General features: G+C 38.1%; 19 protein-coding genes. All 19 read left to right on the forward strand.

Features of this window, described 5'->3' with window-relative positions; all coding sequences use genetic code 11:
- Positions 1 to 9: 9 nt before the first annotated feature.
- On the forward strand, positions 10 to 1,419 hold the full coding sequence (locus JYB62_RS01655) for a glycosyltransferase family protein (RefSeq protein WP_205643710.1): 1,410 nt from the start codon (positions 10 to 12) through the stop codon (positions 1,417 to 1,419).
- 29 nt (positions 1,420 to 1,448) lie between these two features.
- Positions 1,449 to 2,594: a glycosyltransferase family 4 protein gene (locus JYB62_RS01660; RefSeq protein WP_205643711.1), complete on the forward strand. Its 1,146-nt coding sequence runs from the start codon at positions 1,449 to 1,451 to the stop codon at positions 2,592 to 2,594.
- On the forward strand, positions 2,591 to 3,721 hold the full coding sequence (locus JYB62_RS01665; RefSeq protein ID WP_205643712.1) for a glycosyltransferase: 1,131 nt from the start codon (positions 2,591 to 2,593) through the stop codon (positions 3,719 to 3,721). The genes JYB62_RS01660 and JYB62_RS01665 overlap by 4 nt, the downstream gene beginning before the upstream one ends.
- Positions 3,714 to 4,412 (forward strand): class I SAM-dependent methyltransferase, encoded by a 699-nt coding sequence (locus JYB62_RS01670; RefSeq protein WP_205643713.1) that lies wholly within the window; start codon positions 3,714 to 3,716, stop codon positions 4,410 to 4,412. The genes JYB62_RS01665 and JYB62_RS01670 overlap by 8 nt, the downstream gene beginning before the upstream one ends.
- Positions 4,412 to 5,539: a glycosyltransferase gene (locus JYB62_RS01675; protein ID WP_205643714.1), complete on the forward strand. Its 1,128-nt coding sequence runs from the start codon at positions 4,412 to 4,414 to the stop codon at positions 5,537 to 5,539. The genes JYB62_RS01670 and JYB62_RS01675 overlap by 1 nt, the downstream gene beginning before the upstream one ends.
- A complete protein-coding gene (locus tag JYB62_RS01680; RefSeq protein ID WP_205643715.1) occupies positions 5,536 to 6,954 on the forward strand; it encodes a hypothetical protein in 1,419 nt (472 codons plus the stop codon). The genes JYB62_RS01675 and JYB62_RS01680 overlap by 4 nt, the downstream gene beginning before the upstream one ends.
- Position 6,955: 1 nt before the next feature.
- Positions 6,956 to 8,272 (forward strand): phenylacetate--CoA ligase family protein, encoded by a 1,317-nt coding sequence (locus tag JYB62_RS01685; protein WP_205643716.1) that lies wholly within the window; start codon positions 6,956 to 6,958, stop codon positions 8,270 to 8,272.
- Positions 8,269 to 9,465, forward strand: a complete 1,197-nt coding sequence (locus tag JYB62_RS01690) for a glycosyltransferase family 4 protein (RefSeq protein ID WP_205643717.1) — start codon at positions 8,269 to 8,271, stop codon at positions 9,463 to 9,465. Before JYB62_RS01685 ends, JYB62_RS01690 begins: the two co-directional genes overlap by 4 nt.
- The gene (locus tag JYB62_RS01695; protein ID WP_205643718.1) at positions 9,462 to 10,358 is read left to right on the forward strand and encodes an NAD-dependent epimerase/dehydratase family protein; all 897 of its coding nucleotides are present in this window, start codon (positions 9,462 to 9,464) and stop codon (positions 10,356 to 10,358) included. Before JYB62_RS01690 ends, JYB62_RS01695 begins: the two co-directional genes overlap by 4 nt.
- Complete coding sequence (locus JYB62_RS01700; protein WP_205643719.1) at positions 10,355 to 11,389, forward strand: glycosyltransferase; 1,035 nt, start codon at positions 10,355 to 10,357, stop codon at positions 11,387 to 11,389. The genes JYB62_RS01695 and JYB62_RS01700 overlap by 4 nt, the downstream gene beginning before the upstream one ends.
- Before the next feature lie 5 nt (positions 11,390 to 11,394).
- Positions 11,395 to 13,254 (forward strand): asparagine synthase (glutamine-hydrolyzing), encoded by a 1,860-nt coding sequence (gene asnB, locus JYB62_RS01705; protein WP_205643720.1) that lies wholly within the window; start codon positions 11,395 to 11,397, stop codon positions 13,252 to 13,254.
- A gap of 24 nt (positions 13,255 to 13,278) precedes the next feature.
- Positions 13,279 to 13,686 (forward strand): sugar 3,4-ketoisomerase, encoded by a 408-nt coding sequence (locus JYB62_RS01710; RefSeq protein ID WP_205643721.1) that lies wholly within the window; start codon positions 13,279 to 13,281, stop codon positions 13,684 to 13,686.
- The gene (locus tag JYB62_RS01715; RefSeq protein ID WP_205643722.1) at positions 13,676 to 14,110 is read left to right on the forward strand and encodes a sugar 3,4-ketoisomerase; all 435 of its coding nucleotides are present in this window, start codon (positions 13,676 to 13,678) and stop codon (positions 14,108 to 14,110) included. The genes JYB62_RS01710 and JYB62_RS01715 overlap by 11 nt, the downstream gene beginning before the upstream one ends.
- The gene (locus tag JYB62_RS19980) at positions 14,091 to 14,558 is read left to right on the forward strand and encodes an acyltransferase (RefSeq protein WP_205643723.1); all 468 of its coding nucleotides are present in this window, start codon (positions 14,091 to 14,093) and stop codon (positions 14,556 to 14,558) included. Before JYB62_RS01715 ends, JYB62_RS19980 begins: the two co-directional genes overlap by 20 nt.
- Before the next feature lie 48 nt (positions 14,559 to 14,606).
- The gene (locus tag JYB62_RS01725) at positions 14,607 to 15,611 is read left to right on the forward strand and encodes a glycosyltransferase family A protein (RefSeq protein ID WP_205643724.1); all 1,005 of its coding nucleotides are present in this window, start codon (positions 14,607 to 14,609) and stop codon (positions 15,609 to 15,611) included.
- A 423-nt stretch (positions 15,612 to 16,034) separates the two neighbouring features.
- Positions 16,035 to 22,247: a PKD domain-containing protein gene (locus JYB62_RS01730; protein ID WP_205643725.1), complete on the forward strand. Its 6,213-nt coding sequence runs from the start codon at positions 16,035 to 16,037 to the stop codon at positions 22,245 to 22,247.
- The gene (locus tag JYB62_RS01735) at positions 22,248 to 23,249 is read left to right on the forward strand and encodes an N-acetylneuraminate synthase family protein (RefSeq protein ID WP_205643726.1); all 1,002 of its coding nucleotides are present in this window, start codon (positions 22,248 to 22,250) and stop codon (positions 23,247 to 23,249) included.
- Positions 23,246 to 24,400, forward strand: a complete 1,155-nt coding sequence (gene neuC, locus JYB62_RS01740) for a UDP-N-acetylglucosamine 2-epimerase (RefSeq protein WP_205643727.1) — start codon at positions 23,246 to 23,248, stop codon at positions 24,398 to 24,400. Before JYB62_RS01735 ends, neuC begins: the two co-directional genes overlap by 4 nt.
- Positions 24,400 to 25,098, forward strand: a complete 699-nt coding sequence (locus JYB62_RS01745) for an acylneuraminate cytidylyltransferase family protein (protein WP_205643728.1) — start codon at positions 24,400 to 24,402, stop codon at positions 25,096 to 25,098. The genes neuC and JYB62_RS01745 overlap by 1 nt, the downstream gene beginning before the upstream one ends.
- The last annotated feature ends 226 nt before the right edge of the window (positions 25,099 to 25,324 follow it).

Here is a 25,324-nt window from a genome sequence, read left to right on the forward strand (position 1 = left end):
TTTCATTTAGTGACTAAGAAAATTCTATTTGTCATACCGGATGGGGTCGGAATTAGAAATTACCTCTATTCTGATTTGTTTTATCATTTAAACAAAAAAGGATTTCAAATTCACTTGATGCATAATCTGGAAACTCAGTTTTTGAATTATGTAAAAAATGAAAAAGGAATTGACTTTACAGATGAACCATTAAGAAAAGTTACTGAATCCAGGTTTCAACAATTTTTGAGAGAGACATCAACTTATGCCAGGTTGAAACATAACTCTAAGCTAAAGCAAAACCCTACCATTCTAACCAATTGGTTTAAAGTAAGAAACAACCCTTTGAAGAGGATCTTTCAAAAGACATCAGAATTGGCAAGTGCTTCATTAGCCAATTATGATGGCATTAAATACCTAGAAGAAACGAATAGATTAAAGTGGAGACGTAGTCCCGCCTATAAAGAGTTTAGATCAGATATCCGAAGAATTCAACCCGATTTGATCTTTATTACTCATCAAAGAGTTTCAACTTTAGAACCGCTTTGCTTGGCTGCTGCAGATATGGGGGTCAAGACCGTTACTGCTATATTTTCTTGGGACAATCTCCCAAAAGCTAGGTTGCCAATTCGTACTGATCACTATGCGGTGTGGTCTGAATACATGAAAGGTGAACTCTTAGAATACTATCCTGAAATTTCTGAAAGCTCCATATCTGTAGTTGGGACACCTCAATTCGATTTTCATTTTCAGACTGAATTGTTGGAGTCAAGAGAAGAATTTGCCTCTAAATATGGATTGGATGTTTCAAAAAAATGGATTCTTTTTTCAGGTGATGATGATTTGACTTCTCCTCATGATCCTGAATATTTGAAAGATGTGGCATCTGCATTGGATTCAAATCCTCAAGTTTCTATTCTGTTTAGGCAGGTCCCTGTTTGTACCGTAGATCGATATCAAACAGTATTGGACCACTATTCAAATATCACTCATATTCCACCTAAATGGGAAAAAGGAACAAGTTGGATGTCATTTTATCCTCTCTTCGAGGATGTGAAACTGTTGATGAACCTTTGCCTCCATTGTGAATTCTCGGTAAATATTGGATCAACTATCGGTTTGGATTTTTCATACTTTGGAAAGCCAACGGTGTTTTTGGCATATGATACGGTGCAAGATAAAAACTGGAGTACAGATGTGGTATATAAATTCCAGCACTTTAGGTCTTTTGAAGGATTGGATGCGGTGGTTTTTGCAAATGAAAAATCAAGCTTGGCTACCCTCTTGAAGCAGGTATTAGAAAACCCAAGCCAGTTTTCTACCCAAAAACATCTGTGGAGAGATAAAATCGCTGCCAATACAGAAAATGCGCCTTCTTCCGCACAAATCGCAGCTTTTTTGGAATCCCTATTGGTTGAAAAAGAGGTAGTTCAGGAATAACTCAAAACAATTCGTTAAGAAATTAGATCATGCATATTTGCTTTTTATCCAGTGAATACCCAAAAGCAGGTTTTCCCCATGGAGGAGTAGGAACTTTTCTCCAGATTCTGGCTAGGAATCTTGTAAAGCATGACATCCGTGTTTCCATTGTAGGGTTGAATTATACGGAAGAATACGAAGAATCTCTTGATGAAGGAGTTCACATATTTAGATTGAAGCCAAGGAAAGTAAAACCGATTACTTGGTATTTGACATTTCAAGCGATCAACTCTAAAATCAAGGAAATTCATCAAAAAAATCCAATATCTATCGTAGAATCCACAGAGTTGGGCTTGGCTTTTATCAGAAAGATTCCTGGTATAAAATACTTGATACGAATGAATGGAGGTCATCATTTCTTCGCTGAATCAGAAAATAGGCCAATCGACCCTTGGAAAGGGTATCAGGAAAAGCGGTCATTTAAAAAGGCAGATTTGGTTTTTGGAGTAAGTGAATATGTGATTAGCCATACTGCTAAATACTTGGATTTTAAAGATAAGAAAGGACCCGTTATTTATAACCCTGCGAATCTTGAACATTTTTATAAAGCAGACCCAAGTAAGATTGTGCCTGGAAGAATATTTTTTGCAGGTACAGTTTGTGAGAAAAAAGGAGTAAGGCAATTGATTTTGGCCTTTCCAAAAATCAAAGAAAAATTTCCTGAAAGTGAATTGTATATCGCTGGAAGAGATTGGTTTTTCCCGGATGGAAGGTCCTATATTCAGTATTTGAAAGATTCTCAAATTCACGATTCTGTAAAAGATTCTATTAAGTTCTTAGGACCAGTAGCAAACCATAAACTTCCTAAATATATGGAAGAAGCAGAAATCTGTGCTTATCCCTCTCATATGGAAGCGATGCCATTGGCATGGATTGAGGTGTTGAGTATGGGCAAGGCATTTTTAGGATCTAATTTAGGGCCTGGTCCAGAAGTGGTGAATGATCAAGTAACCGGAAGGGTATGTGATCCTAGAGATGTATCAAGTGTGGAAAGGGTGTTATCGGAAATGCTTTCGGATAAGGACCAAAATTTGAAAATGGCAGAAGCGGCAAGAAAAGATGTATTGGAACGCTTCTCAATCGATAAATTAGTTCATAAAAACATTGACCTTTTTAGGCAAGTAGTAGCTGGATGAATTTTTTGATTCTTACCCATGTGCATCATGTCAGAAAGAGAGGTAAATACTACGCCTATGGTCCCTATGTGAGGGAAATGAATATCTGGACAAAATTTTTTACCTCTGTAACGATCCTAGCACCCTTATCAGAGGATAGAGAATTGAATCCAATAGAGATTGCATACGAGCATGATAATATCCGTTTTATTACTGTTCAGGAAATCAATTTAACCACCTGGAAAGGTAGAGTCTTGACCTTATTGTCCTTACCTGTATCCCTCGCAAAAATTCTTCAAGCCATGAGGTCAACAGATCATATTCATTTGAGATGCCCCGGAAATATGGGATTGGCGGGAGCTACCCTTCAATATTTATTTCCTTCCAAAGCAAAAACAGCCAAATATGCTGGGAATTGGGATCCTAAAAGTGAACAACCTTATACCTATAAGCTCCAACAGCGATTGGTTTCCAATCCAAGGTTTGCAAAAAACATGAAGGTGTTGGTTTATGGAAAATGGCCTAACCAAAGTCAGAATATAGTGTCTTTTTTTACTTTCTCATATAGCCAGGGGGAATCCCAAGAAGACCACAGAGAGCCTCTATATGAAGGAAATAAACTACAATTACTTTTTGTGGGTGCACTTGTTCCCGGAAAAAATCCGCTCATGGCAGCAGAAGTAGCTAATATTCTAAAATTGCAGAAAGTGAATTTTAAATTGACTTTTTGTGGAGAAGGAGATCAAATGGAACCTCTTCGCCAATTTGTAAAAGAAAATAGCCTGGACGAAGAAGTGGAACTTTGTGGGAATTTGGATAGTGAACGATTGAAGAATCAGTACAAACAATCTCACTTTTTAATATTTTTATCGGAAAGTGAAGGATGGCCTAAAGTTGTAGCTGAATCCATGTATTTTGGTTGTCTACCCATTACAACTCCTGTATCTTGCGTTCCATTTATGTTGGCAAATGGGGAGCGTGGGGACTTAGTGGATAAGGATCCAAATGAGGTAGTAAAAAGAATCAACTATTATTTGTCAAACCCACAAGATTTTTTTAGAAAGTCTAAAAATTCAAAAGAATGGTCCAAAGCTTTTACCAAGGAAAGCTTTGAACTGGAAATAAAGAAGTTAATTAATAATGTATAAAGAGGGAACCTATTTTTCTGATACAAAGCGGCACTTGGAAGATTCTGATTTTAAGGTCAGTGCGATTCTAAGATTGCTTAATCCTATTTTAGATAAAGCTAATATAAAAGTAAATTCTTATGCTGATGTAGGCTGTGGTGCCGGGGGAGTTTTACTTGGTATATCGGAAGCATTCTTTCAAAAAGGTTATCCTATCCATGAGGTCAAAGGATATGATGTTTCCCCACATGTGAATGCCATGAAGATGGATCATGTTACCTTCGAACATGGAGATTTTGTAGAAATAGGGACCAATGCGGACTTGATAACTTTAACAGATGTGTTTGAACACGTAACAGATCCAGTAAATTTTATCAAAAATGTATCTAAGAAAGGAAAGATTCTTGCCTTTCACATCCCTTTGGATGATTGCTTAAGTGTTAATTTGAGAAATCTTCAAAGGAAAAAAATCCAGAATCCTGGTCATTTGATATTTTTGAATGTAAACTCTGCTTTGAATATGATTACCATGGCAGGATTACAGATTTTGGATTATGATTTTTCTCGAGAGACGATCAAGGCTCCCTCGAATAATGAAACTATCCTTCAAAAAATCTTTTCTCCATTAAAAAGGACCATGGTGGCTTTGAATCCATGGTTATATTCCAAAATCTTTGGGTTCAGCTTAGTAGTGATTGCCAAATCAAATTAATGAGAACAAATAACTCGAAAAAGCCAAAGGTTTTTCAAATGGTGGATTCCCTCAGTATGGGTGGCATAGAGAGGATGTCTGTAAATATTGCCAATGGCTTAACTGAAATAGGAGTGGAGAGTGGCTTGATCGTCACAAGAGAATCTGGGGGGTTGGAGGAATATTTATTACCCTCGGTAAAGAAATTCATATTCAAGAAGAAAGGAAAGCTGGATGTTTTTACCTTCTTCAAGATTTTGAGCTTATTGAAAAAAGAGGCTCCGGATGTACTTCATATACATCAGACATCTATTTTTTGGGGAGCTTTGCTAAAGAAATTTCTCCCGAAAGCCAAATTAATATGGCATGATCACTTTGGGATGAGTGAACAGTTGGATCTACATCCAAGAAATGAAATGGATTATCTTATTTCTTCTGTGGATTTGATCATTTCTGTAAATGAGAAAATTGAAAGCTATTGGAAATCAAGATTTCCAATGATGGCAGAATCCACCTATTTCATTGAGAATTTTTCAGGGAAACTTAATGCAGTTCCCGAAAGGAAATTGAACTCCACATTCAAAATCATCAATATTGCGAATTTTAGAAGGCAAAAAGATCAGCTAACACTTATAAGGTCTCTTATTGGATTAAAGGAAAAAATAGGAGATTTTAAAGTGTATTTGATAGGAGAGTTTGTAGAGAAGGATTGGTTGACTGAAATAAAAGAGGAAATAGAGGCGCTTGGATTACTGGAGCAGGTAGAGATTGTAGGACCAGTTGTGAATGTTACTCCTTATATAGAAATGGCACATTTGGGGATTTTGAGTTCAGAATCCGAAGGATTACCTGTTGCCCTTTTGGAATATGGGATGGGCGCTTTGCCTACCATTGCAACTAATGTAGGACAATGTGCAGATGTCTTAGGGAATGGTTCCTTGGGTGAATTGATCCCTTCTAAATCAAGGGAACAGCTCCATAAAGCAATTCTTAATGTTTTTAATAAGTATCCTCAGGCCATTCAGCGTGGGTATCAATTTCAAGAACAGACAGAAGCAAACTATGGACCTTCAAACTTCTTTAAAAAGTATTTACCGATCGCTTTACCAGAGTTTGAACAAAAAGTGGCTAACTCTCAACCTTTATGATTAAGCGAATTATCAGTTCTAAATCGCGATTTGGATGGTTGTTATTCCATGTCTTTTTGGGGATCGTGTCGTCGATTACTCCTTGGGGATTAATTGCCTGGTTTTATTTGGTATTTGCGACTTCGTTTTATGGCGTTATCAAAAGTAAATCCATCTTTCCTTTTTGCCTGTTTATTGCCTATTTGACTTCTTTTGAGCTGTTGGCAAGGATGTCACAGACTTCCCCTTTTATTCCTTACGAATTGGGGAAATACCTTTTGTTTCTGATGCTTTGTATCGGGATATATAAGTTTAAGAGCAAAAGTCATATTGGGCTGGTAATGGTCATTTTACTCTTACCTTCTGCATTTTTCGATCTTTCTGGGGAGGTGAACAGAGGTTCACTCATTTTTAATTTGATGGGGCCGATCAATGTGGCCATGGCAATATGGCTTTTTTATGGAAAATCGATTTCTAAAGTTCAAATGATTCGCTTATTAAGGATTAGTATACTGCCGTTAGTAGCTATTCTTTCTTCTACTATTTTTAAAACTCCTTCTTATAATGAGCTGGAATTTACCTTGGGAGCAAATTTTGCTACCAGCGGAGGAGGAGGATCCAATCAGGTGTCCACTGTATTGGGTTTAGGAATGTTTATTTCTTTCATTTTTCTCATCAATAAATGGAATTTGACCGGATACAGGATTACCGATTTTTTGTTATTTTTCTTATTCGGGTTCCAAGGTTTATTGACCTTTTCCAGAGGTGGAATCCTAGGAGGAGCATTGGGGATTATGATCGTATTTTACTTTGTTATCAAAACTCCCAAAAGGCAGAAAACCCTTTTCAAGTTACCTAATTTGGGTAAGGCTTTCTTACTATCTTTATTTCTGATTTTGATTACTTTTCAAGTGGCCGACAGCTTAACAGGAGGCTTATTGAGCTTAAGGTATTTGGGCGAAACAGAAGGTACATTGGCAGGAACCAAAGAAAAGTCAATCAACTCTATTACTACAGGAAGAGTAGAGATTTTTCTAGAGGATATGGAGTTATGGGGGGATTTCCCCATTTTTGGTGTTGGAGCGGGAGCATCTTCCTATATGCGTAATTTTAGTTATTTCTACCTTTCCCACGTGGAGATGAGTAGATTGATATCGGAGCATGGGTTATTAGGAATCATTTATTTTGTGCTGTTACACTATATATTGCTCCAAATATTATTAAAAAAACAAACTCCAATGGAAAAAGGGATCATGGTTGCCTTTTTTATCATTGCGTTGTACACGACTTTTCATGCTGCTATGAGAACTTACCTAACTCCATTGTTTATAGGATTAAGTTTACTTTATGTTAAACCTGCAAAGGGGAAAAAGGTACCTTCAACAGGAATTAAAAAGCTTGAACCTATCAACCCTGAACCTGTTTCCATAAGTTAAAATGTTGAATATTCTTGATTTATTAAAGTTTCAGGGATACCCCATTGAAGCTGCACAAAAAGAATTGGCAATCATCCAATCTTACTCAAAAGACCAGTTTGAAGATTGGAGAAATAAAAAAGCCTGGGAGATTGCCAAATTCCACTTTGACCATAATTCCCTTTATAAAAAACTGGTAGGGAACCATTTCCCAGACAGATGGGAAGATTTACCCATAGTGAAGAAAAAAGATATCCAAGTGGATTTTAGTGAAAAATTGACTCAGGGGATCTCCAAAAAAAATCTACACTTTGGGAATACTTCAGGTTCATCTGGAATTCCTTTAAAATATGCCAAGGATAAATTTTGTCATAGCATGACCTGGGCATTGATCGTAGATCGATACCAGAAAATCGGGTTTTCTCAAAATGATTTTCAGGCAAGATTTTACGGCATACCTTTAGATTTTCCCCATTATCATAAAGAAAGGCTAAAGGATAAATTGATGAACCGGTATAGGTTTATAATTTTTGACTTTTCTGATGAGAACATGGAGTCATTTGTTCAAAAATTCAAAAAAGAAAAATTTATCTATACTTATGGATATGCCAATTCACAATTGTTTTTGGCCCGTTACCTGCAGAAAAAAGGAGTTATTTTAAAGGATATTTGCCCTAGTTTAAAAGGGACCATTGTGACTTCAGAGCAATGTTCTGATGAAAATAAGATGTTTCTGGAATCCCAATTTGGATTGCCAGTTTACAATGAATATGGGGCCTCTGAATTGGAGTTCCTTGCGATTACCGACTCGAAGGGAATCAGAAGACTATCTTCAGAAACATTGATTACAGAAGTGGTAGATGAAAACTATCAGCTTTTGAACCCGGAAAAAGGAGGGAATTTAATTTTCACGAACATTTACAACAAAGCCATGCCTTTTATCCGCTACGAGTTGGGGGATTTAGGTGCGTTTAAAAAGGATGAACATGCCATCCAGGATGAGTTGACCCAGCTCAATGGAAGAATAAATGACACCATTGTTCTACCTTCAGGAAGAAAAGCATCGGGTTTTTGCCTTTATTATATTTCCAGGCATTTGAACACCAAGTTGGGAACCTTACAAGAATATCAGGTTAGACAGACCAAGCGAGACACGTTTGAGGTGGATTTGGTTTTATCAGGTGAATTGGATCAAAATACCATTCTGACTATTAATGAAGCATTCGATCAATATGTAGAAAAAGGGCTTCAAATTATCATCAAAAAAGTGGATCAAATAAATCGCGAAAAGTCAGGAAAGCTGAGGCATTTTTTACCCTTGGAGGAGTTTCATTCATGAACATCCTTTATTTCTATCAGTATTTTGCTACCTCCAAAGGATCTTGGGGTACAAGAGTTCATGAATTTACAAAAGAGTGGGTGAAAGAAGGACATCAAATAACTGTAGTGACCAGTGTTTATTCTAAATCCGATATTTCAGCCTCCAAATTTATTGAGACTAAATTCTATGAAGGAGTAAAAGTGATCATCATCAATGTGAGAATTGATAATCGACAGCCATTTTTGAAAAGGATTTATTCGTTTTTGGCATATTCTTTCATCTCTTGTTGGTATGCCTTGACCTATTCCTGCGATCTCGCTATTGCATCCAGTGGACCCATTACAGTAGGATTACCTGGTTTGATTGCGAGGTATTTTCGTGGAAGAAAATTGGTTTTTGAAGTTCGGGATTTATGGCCAGATGGAGCTATTGAGCTTGGGATCATCAAAAATCCAATGCTGAAGAAATTATCGCTTGCCTTTGAAAAGTTTTGTTACAAATCCTCCAGTCTCGTGGTTGCGCTTTCCGAAGGGATGAAGTCAGAGATTTTGGAAAAATCTCCTCAAAGCAAGGTGATTTCAGTCACCAATGCGGCGAACATATCCTTGTTTTCTACACCAGTCAATTTTCCTGAAGATGCACCGGTCAAGCCCTATCATTATGCCATATATACGGGGAATATAGGAGAGGTCAATAATTCAATCTGGTTATTGGATGCTGCAAGAATTCTTCAAGAAAGGGGTATTGATGATGTCCAGATTTTGATGATTGGGGAAGGGCAACAAAGGGAATTGATCGATCAAGCAATTCAAGATGAAGGTTTAAACACTATTATCAGGTTAGGCTTGATGCCAAAATATAAATTGGTTCCACTCATTCAACATGCCATGGCTTCTTTGGTTCCATTGAAAGGAACCCGAGTCTTAGATACCTCTTCACCCAATAAGTTTTTTGAATCGCTATCGGCTGGTATCCCTGTTGTTCAAAATACCCAAGGCTGGATGAAGGATTTTTTAGAGAAAAATAAAATTGGCTACACACTGTCACCCAACGATCCTGCACAATTAGCTGATTTGTTGGTCTATTTAAGGGACAATAAAACCATATTGGATGACATGGGGATCAGGAGTATGAACATAGCGAAAGAGGAATTTGATGCGGATTTCTTAGCAAGAAAAATGCTTTCAGGGATTATAAATGCTTGTCAATGAGAGTGCTTTTGACAGGTGGTAGTGGATTTTTAGGTTCCTATATTTATAAAGCCCTTGCCAATAATCATGATGTGATTACTCTTGGGAGATCTGGAAAGAATACATTACAGGCAGACTTTAATAAAGAACTTCCAGCATTACCAAATGTAGATTGGGTGATCCATGCTGCCAGTCCAGCTCATTTTATCCCGAAAACCGAATCAGAAAAACAGTCGTTTTTTGATATCAATGTTTCTGGGACTGAAAAGTTGCTAAAAGGACTTACCAAGCTTCCAAAGATCTTCGTTTTCATTAGTACTGTCGCAGTTTATGGATTAGAGGAAGGGGAAATGATAAAAGAATCTGCCTCTCTTAATGCGGACACTCCCTATGGGAAAAGCAAAGCGGAGGCAGAAATTTTAATACAGAATTGGGCAAAGGTGAATGGAGTAAAAGCTTTTATTTTCAGGTTACCTTTAGTGGTAGGAAAAAATCCTCCAGGTAACCTTTCCGCGATTGCGAAGTCAATCAAGAAAAAGATGTATTTCAGGATAGGGAAAGGACTCAACAAAAAGTCTATGGTTTTGGCAGAAGATGTGGCCAACCTGATTAGTCAACTAGAGACCAAACCTTCAGGGATTTATCATTTATGTGATCCTCAACCTGCGAGTTTATCAGAAATAGATGCTTCCATTGCTGCCCAATTTGGTTATAAGGTGAAAACAATACCAGATCTCCCAATCACCTTGGCCGCTAAGATTGGAGACCTTCTTCCATTTTTCCCACTTAATACTTTAAAAGTAAAAAAGCTTTCCAGTACACTCACATTTGACACCAAAAAGGCAATTAATGAACTAAATTGGAAACCAAATAGTGTTCTTGGCTTTTTGAAAAACACCTCCATTATTTCATGAGAATTTTATTTCTAGGAGAAACCTACCGAGCTGATGCCATCAGTTGGATAAAGGGAGTTGAAGCAAACTTGGGAGTAAAATTGGAAACCCTGGAATTGCCAAAAGGAAATTCAAGAGTTTTGAGAATGATTGCAGCCTTTGGTTTTTTTGGAAAGTTGTTATTGACTCGGTTCTCCAAACCTTATGACCTGGTGTTGGCAGAGCGAGCGACCAGCTATGGGTTTTTCTCCTTATTCGTACATGCCAAAAAGCGAGTAGTTGCACAACAGGGAATTACCGATGTGTTTCCAGAAGGTGGATTCTCAGGTTTCTATAAAAGTATTCTCCAAAGGTTAGCTTATAAAAAGGTGGATTTGATCCATGCCTGGGGAAATGTGATGACATATGCAATGTTGGAATCAGGAGCAAGTCCATCCAAAATCATGGTGCTTCCAAAAGGAATCGATCTAGGAAAATATCATTTTCCAGATAAGAGGGATTTGGCGCCGGCTTTTGTTGTGACAAGGTCTCTTTATGATTTGTACAGACATATCGATATTGTTGAGGCAGTAAAAATTCTAAAGGATAAATCCATTAATATTAAAGGGTACATAGTGGGAGATGGTCCGGAAAAAATTCAAATACAGGCTTTAATCAATAAGTATCAGCTCGAAAAGGATGTTTTTCTAAAAGGACACATTCCCAATACTCAACTCCCCGAGTTGATGGATTTGTGCCGTTATTACATAGCAGTACCGACCACAGAAGGTGTTTCCAGTTCACTTTTTGAAGCGATGGCTTCAGGATGTTATCCAATTGTAACTGATCTTCCTGCCAACCAAGCTTTTATAAAAAACAAAGAAAACGGAGAACTTGTGACTCCTTGCGTTCCTTCTGAATTGGCAGATGCAATAGAATCAGCATTGGTAAATGGAATTCATGTGAACACTGCATTGGAAGAAAATAGAAAGTATATTGAAGATCATGTGGACCACCAAAAAAACATGAAAATCATTACAGATAGATATAAAACCTTATTAGAAATTAACTAATACTCATGTGTGGAATTGTAGGTTTTTGGAATAAAGAACTACCGGCTTCAGAATCTACGCTGATAGCCATGAGAGAATCTTTGGTTCATAGAGGTCCTGATGCAGGTTCCCATTGGGCAGAAGGTAAAATCGGCTTGGGGCATAGAAGACTTTCGATTTTGGATTTAAGTGAAGGTGCAAACCAGCCCTTTGAATCTCCCTGCGGGAATTTCATTTTAGTATTTAATGGGGAAATTTTTAACTACAAAACTTTTTACCCAGAGCTGAAGAACAAAGGCTATAACTTTAAAACTACCTCTGACACAGAAGTTCTATTATTCCTGTTAATGGAATATGGGACAGAATGTCTGCACCGACTCAATGGATTTTTTGCATTTTCTTTCTTGGATAAAAGAAACCAGGAAATGATTTTGGTGAGAGATAGATTCGGTGTCAAGCCATTTTTCTATTCCAATAACCATCGCGGGTTTTATTTTGCCAGTGAGATCAAGGCGCTATGGGCTGGAGAAGTTCCCAAAGAAATCGAGGAATCTCAACTCGATGAATTATTCCTTTACCGATATACTTCCGGTGAGAATACCGTGTTCAAAAACATTTTCAGATTGTTGCCGGGTTATCTGATTCGATTGAAAGATTCAGGCCGGCAAATAAGTTCTGAACGCTGGTTTCATCTAGGAAATGAAATCGCTGCCCAAAAGTCTATCGCCAATCCTTACGAATGGTTTGAGCAGACCTTCCATGAAAGTATTCGTCTTAGGATGATTTCTGATGTACCAGTAGGTACCCTTTTAAGTGGAGGACTGGATAGTAGCAGTACTCTATTTAGTCAAGCTTCGCAGGGCTTTGATGATTTAAGTGCTTGGAATATTTCATTCAGCAATAAAGAACATGATGAATCGCATCTGGCTAGGAAATTGTCACAGGAATTGGGGGCAAACTTCCATAGCTACGAATTCGATAATGAGCAATTGGTTGACTTGACTACCCGTTCGATTATTCAGCATGATGAACCAATCATGCATTTTTCTGATGGGCACTTGTTGGGTATTTCAGAGAAAGCTAAATCAGAAGTGAAGGTACTACTTTCTGGTGAAGGGGCAGATGAAATCCTTGGAGGGTATGTACGGTACAAAGTTCACGACAATGAACTTCGCTATAACTTATTGAATCTGATTCGTTTCTTTCCAGACAAATGGTTGAAAAATGACCGCTTGAGAAAGATGAAGCGCTATCTGGGGATGGGTAATCGAGAGGCTGAAATTTTGATGAATGCCAACGAATTGTATTTGGCTGATCTGAAAAAATTAGGAGTGCTTTCCTCTGATTTACTTCCTGAGTTCAGGGTGAAAATCCTGGAAGAAGCCAAAAAGGTTTATCCCAAAAACAGATTGAGACAGTTACTTTATCTTGAGCAACATACCCACCTTTATACACTCAATGACCGAAATGATCGAACCACGATGGGGGCCTCTATCGAATGCAGAGATCCATTTTTAGATCCTAATTTGGTCATAGGAGTAGGGAGTCTTCCCGATCAGTATTTTCATATCAAAGGAAAAGGAAAAGACCTATTGATGAATAGTATTGGCAAAAAGCTTCCGGAATATATAACCAGCCACCGAAAAGTAGGATTGTCTGTACCATGGGATGAACTGATTTTACAAAATCCAATTCTGCGGGAACATTTGGAGAATTTACCAAATTCCGACTTATTTTTAATGAGGCCATATTGCTACCTTGATGCGAAAAGCATCGTGGAAAATTTCAAAAAGAACCCAAAACTTTATTACCCAACTATCAGGCAAATATTCTTTACAGCGATGTGGTTCCAAACTAAATTTGAATTTTCATCCAAAGAAAAATAAGTCAGAATATTCCATATCTTTTTTATGCAAAGAAATGAACAAGTAAAACTCCCTCAGATATTTGATCCCAGAGGGAATCTCACATTTTTACAGTATCCCGATCAAATCCCTTTTGTGATAAAAAGAGTGTTCTGGACTTATGATGTTCCAGGAGGGGAAATCCGTGGTGGTCACGCATTCAGGCAACAACAGGAATTAATAATAGCTTTAAGTGGATCCTTTGATGTGGTCATAACCAATGAAAGGGGAGAAGAAATTAGGACTTCACTAAACAGGTCTTATCATGCTTTGTTTTTGCCAAAAATGACATGGAGACATTTGGAGAATTTTTCTACCAATGCAGTGGCATTGCATTTATCCGATACTGAATATTTGAAAGAAGATTATATCCGGGATTTTGAAATTTACAAAGAACTTAAGAATGGTAAATAACACAATTTGGGATTGCAATTTGGTATACCTACCTAAATTAGGGGATAGAAAAGGACATATTACTCCGGTCACCAACCTGAAAGAATTGCCTTTTGAAACCAAAAGAGTGTTTTATCTCTACGATATCCCTGGAGGTGAAAGTAGAGGGGCCCATGCTCACTACGAATGCCATCAATTTTTGGTAGCAGTAAGTGGTGCATTTGAAGTTTTATTGGATGACGGAAATTCAAAAAGACAAGTTTTGTTGAATAGGCCAGATTTAGGATTGTTAATTCCAGCGGGTATTTGGGCTTCAGAGATCAACTTTTCTTCAGGAGCTGTTTGTTTGGTATTAGCTAGTGAGAAGTACAACGAAAAAGATTATATCAGAGATTACAATGATTATTTAAACTTTAAACAGCCCAATGATACATCCGCTAGCTGACGTACAAACAGAAAAGATTGGGGAAAATACCCGCATCTGGCAATATGCGGTTATTTTGCAAGGAGCCTCAATAGGGAAAGATTGTAATGTGAACTGTCATACCTTTATTGAAAATGATGTCTTGATTGGAGACCGGGTGACAGTGAAATCGGGTGTTTATCTATGGGATGGATTGACTATTGAAGATGATGTATTTATCGGTCCAAATGTCACTTTTACCAATGATAAATATCCCAGGTCAAAAAAATATCCATTAGAGTTTCAAAGAACAATTATCAAAAAAGGAGCTTCCATTGGTGCTGCATCAGTAATATTAGGTGGATGCACTATAGGGGAAAATTCCATGGTGGGTGCAGGTTCTCTGGTGACCAGAGATGTTCCGCCTAATACCCTGGTGATGGGAAGACCTGCCAGAGTTTTCAGGAAATTGGTGGAAGATGCTGAATAATGATTGTATTAAATTCTCTAAAATGAATTCCAAAAAGATTGAGAAGTCATGAGAACAGGAATTAACCCTGCAAAATTAGATTCCAAAATTTCCCAAAAATATCATCACAGGATCATCATTCCTGTGTTTATTCCGGAGATTTCTGGCTACTTCAAGGATTTGATGGAAGTGTACCGATTGTGCATTGAATCAGCCCATTTGACCCAGCATGGGAGGTCAGCAATTACTGTGGTAGACAATGGTTCCTGCGATCAGGTGAAGACTTGGTTGAGGGGATTGCAGGATCAAGGAGTCATAGAGACTTTGATTACCCACGGAGAAAATGTCGGTAAAATTGATGCCATCATTGGAGCTGCCAGGGGATGCAGGGAGGAACTGATTACCTTATCCGATAGTGATATACTGTTCAGGAATGGTTGGCAGGAGGAAGTGGAAAAAGTTTTCAGGAATTTTCCCAAAGCAGGTTCAGTGGCACCATTTCCAATCGCCAGACATATGTATTATCATTCTTCTTCGACCCAAAAATCCGTAGTGACAGGTGAACTGGGTTTTAAGTTTCAGGAAGCCAAAGAGCCTGAATTAATTAAAGAAGTATATGAATCCTATGGATGGAATTATGAATGTGATTATGATGGTTTATTGCCAATTGTAAGTAAAAATGGAGTGGATGCTGTGATGGGCAGCGGCCATCAGGTATTTACCATAAGAAGAGAATTGTTTTTTAAAATGCCCTTAGAACCCAGTTTTATCAAAATAGGGGCGGGATCTGAATTAAATTGGATCGATAAACCGATAAATGAACTTGGTACATTGAGGTTGAGTACTGTCAATACCTTGGTTCATCATATGGGAAATCAATCGACAAAAGAAAATTACACAGAATTTGAAAAATTGGTAAAAAATAAAAATACACCTGATTTACTAAATTTATCTCCTTTAATACTCTCACAAATTAATTCTTTGGAGCATAGAGCTTTACTAAAAATTTTCAAAATAAAATACGATAAAAGGCCTCCTGCACCTGAATTAAAAGTACAATTTAAAAGTTTGTAAATTCTGAATCACCAATCAAAAAGTACTTTTCTAAGTTAATAAGGCCTAATACGATTGTAGACCTTTCATAAAAAAGATAATTTTTTGAATATGATTTTCCGCATTCACACTAAAAAGAAGTCTTTTTTCTTCATTTTTTCGGATAATCGTCCTTAGACGACTGTCAAAAACCCACTGCTGGAACAAATGAAATTCAATCCTTAGTTTATTTTGGAAGTGGTAAGAATAGGGATATTCAGTTTTATTTATATAAAATTGAAAAAGGCATCCATGAATTGTTTTTTGGACTTTTAATTAAGTTGCATAGTTTTTGTAACTTCTAAAATCCCATGGTATTGAGTTCTGATTAACATGGGATTCAATTGCAAAGGGTTTGGTTTTTCCTCACCTTTAAGAGATAATTTGATTGATTTAAAAAAGTAGATGGCAAAAATTTTACTTGGCTTGTCTAGAATATTTTGGTTCCATTTTCAAAAATGGAAGAAGCTTTATGCAATGGCAGCTCAGGTGCTTTTTGTTTGTTTATCTATTGGCATAACTCCTCTTGAGGCCCAAACGATTGTTATTCCAAGGGAGGGTTTTCCATATTGTCAGCCATTTCAAGGCAATGGGCCATTCGATTATACAATCTTAGGAGGGGAAATTAGAATTCCTGTAGGAGTTCCTGAAAACCTAACACCAGTTACTATCATTAATCCATTTAGTGCTAATCCGACTGGAGAATCTTTGCAATTCACTCCTTATGAATATTGGCATTCTGGCTATGCGATTGTCGATATTCCATTTTCTTCGGAGTTTGGTATAAAAACCTCATTTGAGTATTTTTCTTACGGTTCTCCAGATCCAAGAGGAAACGCTGACGGGATTAGTTTTTTTATGTTTGATGCGGATCAGCCCATTGACATTGGATACTTAGGTGGTTCATTGGCTTATGCTCCCTATATAGATTTAGATGGTTCTATCCTGCAGCCAGGGATTTCTGGTGGATATGTAGGAATAGGTTTTGATGAATGGGGCAATTTTGGAGTAGGGACTGTTGGAGAACCTATTGCGAACTGGGACCCTAGAATTTCAAACAGTATTACCATTAGGGGGCCAGAGAGTCTTAATTACGATGTGTATGAGAGGTATGTGACAAAAAAAGTCAATGCATTTGGAATTGACTATTTTCCACCATCTCCTTTAGATGCCGATCCAACAAAATGGTTTGATATTGATCACAGTAGCGGTGTAAGAACTACGGATTGTCTGTTGCCGGGATATAGAAAAGTTTTTATTGAACTGACCCCTAAGAGTTCAGGAATTGGATACAATATTGAAATTACCATGCTGGTAAATACTACTGCTAATGGTCAGCAATTAGTTTCATTTCCCCCAATTGATTATCCCTTCAATGCTCCCGATCGATTAAAGATAGGGTTTGCGGGGAGTACTGGTTATGGAAAGAATAATCATGAAATCAGAAACGTAACGGTAAACGTGGCAGACATATCTGCAGCTCTTTTACCTGAGGTGTCTGATCAGAATAAAGTTATTTGTATCGATGAGGATTTAGAATTTGAATTTCCAGTCGTTCTTCAGGCAGGTTCAGATGCTTTTATTACCTGTATGCAGCTTTTTGAAAACAATCCAGGTCCACCTGATAACACGGTTCCACCTACAAATTATGATTGTGGATTTGATGGATCCTTATGTGCTGCAAAATGTGATCCGGACAATTATGAAGTTCCGGTTTACGATGCCAGTGGTAACCTGTTGGGAACTTTTTATTCTATCCTAGAAGAATTAAATACCGGCAATTTTGAGGATGAAAGAAATAAAGCCACCATCCGGTTTGAACCTGCACCAGGATTTACCGGAGAGGCATCAGTTTATTATAATGTAACTGATAACTATGGATTGACCTCACAACCAGCAAAGATTACGGTGGTTGCCAATCCATTTCCGGTAAAAATTCAAGATGCATCCTTAGAGAATCCTTCTTGTGATGGGCAGCAGGATGGTAGAATTTATGACATCATTATAGGGGACCTTGTAGATGGATTTGATTATGAATGGCTCTACGACGGTAACTCAATCGGAAAATCTGGAGCTTCAGTAAGTCCATTGGTAAATGGAGAAGCAACCTTTGAATTGGACGGAATCAATTTAGGAACCTATACCTTAAATGTTTGGAACCCATCAGATTCCCAAAATGGCGGCTGTTACGAAACTGTTGAGGTAATTGTAGATCAGGAAGATGGAACTCCTGTCGATATCGAAGTGCCTAACCAGACTATCTGTGAAGGGGAGGATGTTTCATTTTTACCTTTGATTGATCCTGCATATAATCCTTCTGGTGCTGCCCCTAATTTTTTATGGTATCAAAATGCAAATCGGGCAGGAGGGGCATTAGTGAATGGATCTACCATAACAATCGGAGGCAACCCAGTGGAAGTTTTCATTTCTTCTACTGGAGAATTGACCTTGTCCGGATTGAAAAATACAGCAGGTGCATCTACTTATGAGTTTTATGTGGAGGCAGCTACCCAATCTCAAACAGGAGGAAACTTTTGTCCTTATATAGGTGATGTGCTTACCAAAGCGACTGTTCTAGTCAACCCTCCTATAGAATTTACAATTTCACATACCGATGATTGGTGTTTGAGTTATGTTGGTGAAATTATAGGTACCGTCACTGGAGCTACAGATGTTACCTACTATTTATTGGATGAAACTGGTAATCCATTTAGAAATAATTCTACAGGTGTATTTTCAAATTTACCAGCAGGTACCTATCAGATTTATGGAAATTCACCTTCCCTAGGCTGTAGTACTCCTGTGGAGAAGGTGATTATAGAAGGTCCTTCAGAGGGTTTGGTGATTACTCCTGCACAAATTGATAATGCCTACTGTGAACTTCCAAATGGGCAGATTGATTTTGTGGTAAGCGGAGGTAACATGCCTTATCAGTCTGTGAAAGTGAATGGGGCAGACGTTCCTGTGACTTCAGATGGGATTTATGCTGTCTCTGGACTAGCAGAGGGAAGCTATACCATTGAAGTTATCGATGCTCAAGGGTGTAATACAAGCATTTCTATGGAAGTACCAGGAGATGAACCTTCCAATTTCACAACCCTAGGTTCTGAAATCTGTGAAGGAAAGGTAGGAACTGCCACCATAGATATCAACGATCCTTCAACAGGAACTCCGACTTATGGATGGTATTTTGAAGATGCTTCCGGAAACTATCAGCAAATTACGGATGGATTGACTTTGGGTGACATTTCTTATGAAATCAACCCGAGCATGGAACTATCTGTTACCGGTTTGACTGCCAATCCAAGCCCTTATATCTATTATTTATTGATTACTGGAGATAGAATCTGTGATCAAGGCTATATTCCTACTGAAATTTTAGTGACTCCTGGCCCTGAAATGAATCCTCCGATCGTGACTGAAACTTGCTTTGGGGAATCTACAGGAAGTATTCAAGCGCAAATACCTGGAAGTAACTACTCGGATTTTGAATTTAGTCTGTTAGGTGATAACGGAGTTTTTGTAGACTTTGCCAAAAATGATGGAGTCTTCCAAGATTTACCTGCAGGAATCTATGAGTTAAGCATCAAAGATGACTTAGATTGTATCACCACTTTGGATGGAATTGAGGTAAAAGAACCAGCTGCTCCTATATCTATCAATACGAATTATTCCATCGAAAGGGCATCCTGTGGATTGGCTAATGGTGTGATCAAAGATATTCAGCTAAGTGGAGGTTGGGGGAATTATACCGTAGAATGGCGTAAAGGGGCCCTTGATGGCCCTGTGATTCCAGGTGACTTGACCGGAGCAAATAACTTATTGCCAGACACTTATTATGCTATAGTTACTGATGCCATAGGCTGTTCCATTACGTTTGATTTTGAAGTAGGAGCGCTGTCAGATCCTGTGTATGATATTGTTCCACCGATTGACGTCTGTGTGGAGGAGCAAGTGGAAATTAGACCTATTCATTTGGCCCCTGATCCTAATCTACCTCCAGCAGCATTTACAGAGGTTTTCTGGTACAAGGATTCAGGACAACAAGGATTGATCACGACGGGGCCTGATACTAGCATGCCTGGCGTTAGCTACACAGTAGACGACTCGGATTGGTTAAATCCTAAATTGCTCATCGATGGACTTCCGGCAGGTGTGTATGAGTACTATTTTTATGTGGCTTGTACTGGTCAGGAAATAAAAGTAGATGTAGAGGTATTTGCAGTACCAACAGTGGCTCTGGAAACCACACCAGTTTCATGTTTTGGTGGGGATGATGGAAAAGTAATATTCGTTTCAGGAACAAATGCTGATTATCAATACAGCATCAATTCCGCTGCGCCAATTTCTCAAAGTGAATTTGAGTTGATGAATTTTGCTGCAGGAACCTATCAAGTAGAAGTAACTACTCCTGCAGGATGTCCTCAGGAATTGGAATTTATAATAGAGGAACCCGATTCAGCATTGGAGGTAACACCACTTATTGGTGTAGATCCCGTATGTGGAGCATTGAATGGGAGTTTGGAGACAACTATTACTGGTGGTTGGAGCCCTTATCAAGTCACTGTGATCAAGGACGGCGCAATTCTTCAGACTATTGAGGATTCTGGAAATTCGGTTGTATTGAATGGACTTGGAGCAGGAATTTATTCCTTAGAAATTGAAGATGCCCAAGGTTGTCAGATAATTTCCACCGAATTGGAGCTTGTAGATGGACCTTCACAGGTTTTGGTAGATGATCAAGCTGTTTGTGAAGGGCAACAAGTAGTATTTAGCCCATCCATTGATCCAGCGGCTCCAGGAGCAACATTTGAGTGGTATTTCGATGCTAATACCACTCAAAAAATCCCTTCTAGTTCTACTCCAAATGGACAAGGTATTACCTACGAAATCAATTCTTCAACAGGGGAATTGACCATCACTGGTTTATCGGTGTCAGCCACCCCTTATAAGTATTATGTGATTGCAGTTGGGAGTGAGGTGTGTACTGGATTTGTAGCTGAAGCAGAAGCCATGGTTTATGGAACACCATCTGCCACCTATGTCAAGACGGATGAAGTTTGTTTTGAGGATGGAGGAACTATCGAAGTGACAGCAACAGGTGGTTCAGGGAATTATACCTTTACATTAGATGGCCAGATATCACAAGATAACGGTCTATTTGAAAACGTGCCTAAAGGAGTTCATATCATTACTATTTCAACTCCTGAAACCTGTGAAATTACACTGGATAATATTGAAATAATAGGTCCAGATAGTCCATTGGAAGGTGAAATTATAGATATTGTGAATCCTGCTTGTGAAATGTCCAATGGATCGATTACCCTTGCATTAACTGGTGGAATACCTTCTTATACTGTAGAAGTAATCAAAGATGGAATTAGCCAGGGAACCCAAACTTCTGATCAAAATGGTGAGGTGGTTATATCTGGAATCAGCAAAGGGGAATTTGTCTTTGAAATTACGGATGCTTTAGGATGTACCATCACTCTTTCAGAACCATTGGATTTAGTGGAAGTTCCCACTGAGATCAATTTGGAAGATCAACAAATTTGTGAAGGACAAGATGGTGTCTTGACCCCAGAAGTTCCAAGCAATATCAACGCTCCTGTATTTACTTGGTTCTTTGATGAGGAAATGAATAATCCTTTGCAGTCAGGTGTGGTCAATGGGGTTACTTATACTATTGATTCGCAAGGTGAAATGACTATTTCAGGATTGCCTTCGAGAGATCAACCTTATGAGTATTATGCCATGGTAAATGGTGTAGGTGTCTGTGGAGTAATACCTGAAAAAGTGGAAGTAAAAGTCAGTCCGTTCCCTAATTTACGGGTATCTAATCCTTCCATTGTTTGTGATCCAAATGGAACGGTGGATTTGACCAATTACATTGAAGGTTATAATCCTTCGGTTTATGAATACAATATTATAAGCCCATTGGGCAATGCGTTGGTAGGAAGTGAAGTAAGTGCTGTGAACGTTTCAGGAAATTATGAAGTAAGTTCCTCTTTGAAAGGTTCTGGTTGTTGGACTGCATCACAACGAATCCTAGTAAGGATTGCTGAAGAATTATTGCAATCAAACTTTGTATACCATGCTGATCAAGGAGATGGAATCATTGTCAGCAATGGGGATATTCAGATTCTTGAAAATGTTGATTTTGAAGATATTTCCAGTGGAGAAGTCATTATGTGGGAGTGGGATTTTGGAGATGGAGCAACTAGCACAGAACAGAACCCAAGCCATGTCTATTCCAAAAAAGGTACATTTACTGTAACATTGAAAACAACGGACTCCATTGGTTGCCAAAGTATCTATTCGATTTTGGTGAATGTGAAAGATGATTATTTGTTGATGATGCCAAATGCCTTTACTCCGGATGGTGTCAAAAACCAATATTATAAACCTATGCATAGAGGACTTGCCAGTCTTGATTTTTATGTATTTAACACATGGGGAGAACTGATCTACCATTCAGATTCCTTGGAAGATTTAGGTTGGGATGGTACACTGAATGGCAAACCAGCACCAAATGGTAATTATGTTTATAAAGTGAAATACCAAACCAGGTCTGGAAATGTGTTTGATGAAGGAGGAGTATTTATTTTAATTCGATAGATGATAATTGCCGAGATAGGCCAGGCCCATGATGGAAGCCTGGGGAATGCACATGCTTTTATTGATGCCTTAGCAGAAACAGGGGTAGATGCTATAAAATTTCAAACCCACATAGCGGAAGCAGAATCTTCTAGTTTTGAACCTTTTCGGGTAAAGTTTTCCAAGCAGGACAATACTCGTTTTGACTACTGGAAAAGGATGGAGTTCACTCCAGCACAATGGAAAGGAATTAAAGCACATTGTGAAGAGAAGAATCTGAAATTCATCTCTTCTCCTTTCAGTAATGCAGCGGTGAACTTACTTGAATCAATACAGGTGGAATCCTATAAAATAGGATCAGGAGAGATTGGAAATTTTTTGATGTTGGAAAAGATTGCCCGTACCGGAAAACCAATAATGCTAAGCTCAGGGATGAGTTCATTTGAGGAACTGGACAAAACGTTTGAGTTTTTAAGACCTTTTGGAAATGCCCTAAGTATTTTACAATGTACTACAGCTTATCCGACACAACCGGAACAATGGGGTTTAAATGTAATGGCTGAATTAAAAGCTCGGTATCAGGTACCTGTGGGATTTTCAGATCACAGTGGAGATATTTTTGCCTGCTTGTCTGCAGCTACTTTGGGAGCTGAGATTTTTGAATTTCATGTGGTCTTTGACAAAAGACAATTTGGACCAGATTCCCCTGCCAGTATCAGCATAGACCAAACAAAGGTGCTCTGTGAGGGAATCAAGAAAATCCAAAGTGCATTAAGAAATCCTGTGATTAAATCTGAAAACCAGAAATATTCTGAGTTGAAAGTGATGTTTGGAAAATCCTTGGCAGTAAATAAAGCTTTACCGAAAGGTCATCTATTGACGATGGATGACTTAGAATCCAAAAAACCTGGGGATAAAGGAATTCCTGCCTCTCAATACCAAATCGTCATTGGAAAAGAGTTAAATAGAAATCTAGAAAAATATGATTTTCTGAATCTGGAAGATCTTAAGACAGACTCATGAAAAGAAAAATCTGTGTTGTAATCACTGCACGCCCTTCCTATTCCAGGATTAAGACAGCCTTGGCAGCGATCAATAATCATCCTGATTTGGAATTACAATTGGTAGTAGCGGCCTCTGCTTTATTGGACCGCTATGGAAATGCTGTCAATAATATTGAGAAAGACGGCTTTAAGATTTCTGCAAAAGTTTTTAATGTACTGGAGGGAGAGAACTTGACTGCTGCTGCAAAAACAACAGGAATAGGTATTCTGGAGCTTTCCACTGTTTTCAATAACCTGAACCCTGATATTGTCGTGACGGTGGCGGACCGTTTTGAAACCATGGCCACGGCAATTTCCGCCAGTTACATGAACATCCCTTTGGCACATATCCAAGGAGGTGAAGTAACGGGAAATATTGATGAGAAAGTGAGGCATGCTATTACCAAATTATCTGACTACCATTTCGTGGCATCCGAGGATGCATATCAAAGAGTAGTGAAACTGGGAGAAAATCCATCTTATGTCTTTAATACGGGCTGTCCTAGTATTGATTTGGCCTATGAAATCAAACAAAACCCCAAGTTGGACTTTGACCCCATTCAAAAATATGGAGGAGTAGGAAAAGTGATGGATTACTCCAATGGGTATTGGGTAGTCATGCAACACCCTGTAACGACGGAAGTAGGTAATTCAAGATTTCATATTGAGGAGACACTACATGCGATGTATAGTTTAAATCAACCCGTTTTTTGGTTTTGGCCAAATGTAGATGCGGGAGCAGATGGGACCAGTACAGGAATCAGATCTTTTAGGGAAACACATGATTTAGAGAATTTTCATTTCTTTAAGAATATGGAGCCTCAGGATTTCTTAAAGCTCCTTTATTCCAGTAAAGGCCTTATTGGAAATAGTTCTGTAGGAATTAGAGAATGTGCGTTTATGGGAGTGCCTGTCGTGAATATCGGGTCTCGACAAAATAGTAGAGAAAGAGGGAATAATGTCAAAGATGTTGGCTATTCTAGAGTAGAAATACTTCATGCGCTTAATGAAATTGAAAATTCGCCAAAACCTGAGATTTCTAAGATCTATGGAAATGGAGATGCGGGTGAGAAAATTGCGCAGCACTTATCTGAACTCCCATTGATTTTTCATAAAACCATCACCTTTTAATGAGAGTTTTAGGTCTTATACCAGCTAGAGGAGGTTCCAAAGGAGTACCTGGAAAAAACATTAAGTTTTTGGGAGGAAAACCACTTCTTGCTTACACTGCTGAATCTGCATTTGAATCTAAGTTTTTGGAAAAGACTATATTGAGTACAGATGATCAAAATATTGCAGTAGTAGGTGAAAGTCTTGGGGTGGAGGTACCATTCATTAGGCCTGAAAAGCTTGCATTAGATCAAACTCCAACTTTGCCTGTAATCAACCATGCTTTGGATTATTATGAATCCCTTGGGGAAAAATTTGATGTGGTTTGCTTATTACAAGTTACATCACCTTTTAGACCAGCTGGTTTTATTGATCAGGCAATTTTAAAATTTAAAAATTCTAAGGCAGACTCCCTTGTTTCCGTTTTGGAAGTTCCTGATCACTTTAATCCACATTGGACATTTGAGGATAGCGCTAATGGATTTTTATCGATAGCCACCGGTGAAAAAGAATTGATAACGAGGAGACAGGAACTTCCTAAGGCCTATTACCGTGATGGGAGTTTATATCTGACAAAAACTTCTGTTATCCGAAATGGATCCCTATATGGTGATAAATTGACTTATATTGTTAATGACCCTGAATATTATGTGAATATCGACACCTTAGAAGATTGGGAGAAGGCGGAAAATTGGATTAAAGTGAAAAAGAGCTTTTGATTTTTTTATACTATTCTTAAAGGAATTTACCCTTGGAAATGATCTTTGAATATACGCTTAATGATTTAGTTGTTTAAGGGTGATATTAATTTTTTCAGGTATTAAAAATTAATTTTTTTCAAGAAAAAAAATACTTGAGATATTAAATCAATAACTAGGTAAGTAATTAGAATATTTGTACTCCAAATAAGTAAAAATTAGGTCCTGATATCCTTTTAAGGATAAT

Origin of the sequence: Algoriphagus lutimaris (assembly GCF_017051705.1) — a bacterium.
Taxonomy (GTDB): Bacteria; Bacteroidota; Bacteroidia; order Cytophagales; family Cyclobacteriaceae; genus Algoriphagus; species Algoriphagus lutimaris.

Coding starts and splice junctions, on each gene's coding strand:
- JYB62_RS01735 (WP_205643726.1), top strand. CDS start 22,248: ATGATAATTGCCGAGATAGGCCAGGCCCATGATGGAAGCCTGGGGAAT.
- JYB62_RS01730 (WP_205643725.1), top strand. CDS start 16,035: ATGGCAAAAATTTTACTTGGCTTGTCTAGAATATTTTGGTTCCATTTT.
- JYB62_RS01695 (WP_205643718.1), top strand. CDS start 9,462: ATGAGAGTGCTTTTGACAGGTGGTAGTGGATTTTTAGGTTCCTATATT.
- neuC (WP_205643727.1), top strand. CDS start 23,246: ATGAAAAGAAAAATCTGTGTTGTAATCACTGCACGCCCTTCCTATTCC.
- JYB62_RS19980 (WP_205643723.1), top strand. CDS start 14,091: ATGATACATCCGCTAGCTGACGTACAAACAGAAAAGATTGGGGAAAAT.
- JYB62_RS01690 (WP_205643717.1), top strand. CDS start 8,269: ATGAACATCCTTTATTTCTATCAGTATTTTGCTACCTCCAAAGGATCT.
- asnB (WP_205643720.1), top strand. CDS start 11,395: ATGTGTGGAATTGTAGGTTTTTGGAATAAAGAACTACCGGCTTCAGAA.
- JYB62_RS01680 (WP_205643715.1), top strand. CDS start 5,536: ATGATTAAGCGAATTATCAGTTCTAAATCGCGATTTGGATGGTTGTTA.
- JYB62_RS01745 (WP_205643728.1), top strand. CDS start 24,400: ATGAGAGTTTTAGGTCTTATACCAGCTAGAGGAGGTTCCAAAGGAGTA.
- JYB62_RS01665 (WP_205643712.1), top strand. CDS start 2,591: ATGAATTTTTTGATTCTTACCCATGTGCATCATGTCAGAAAGAGAGGT.
- JYB62_RS01710 (WP_205643721.1), top strand. CDS start 13,279: ATGCAAAGAAATGAACAAGTAAAACTCCCTCAGATATTTGATCCCAGA.
- JYB62_RS01675 (WP_205643714.1), top strand. CDS start 4,412: ATGAGAACAAATAACTCGAAAAAGCCAAAGGTTTTTCAAATGGTGGAT.
- JYB62_RS01700 (WP_205643719.1), top strand. CDS start 10,355: ATGAGAATTTTATTTCTAGGAGAAACCTACCGAGCTGATGCCATCAGT.
- JYB62_RS01685 (WP_205643716.1), top strand. CDS start 6,956: ATGTTGAATATTCTTGATTTATTAAAGTTTCAGGGATACCCCATTGAA.
- JYB62_RS01715 (WP_205643722.1), top strand. CDS start 13,676: ATGGTAAATAACACAATTTGGGATTGCAATTTGGTATACCTACCTAAA.
- JYB62_RS01725 (WP_205643724.1), top strand. CDS start 14,607: ATGAGAACAGGAATTAACCCTGCAAAATTAGATTCCAAAATTTCCCAA.
- JYB62_RS01670 (WP_205643713.1), top strand. CDS start 3,714: ATGTATAAAGAGGGAACCTATTTTTCTGATACAAAGCGGCACTTGGAA.
- JYB62_RS01660 (WP_205643711.1), top strand. CDS start 1,449: ATGCATATTTGCTTTTTATCCAGTGAATACCCAAAAGCAGGTTTTCCC.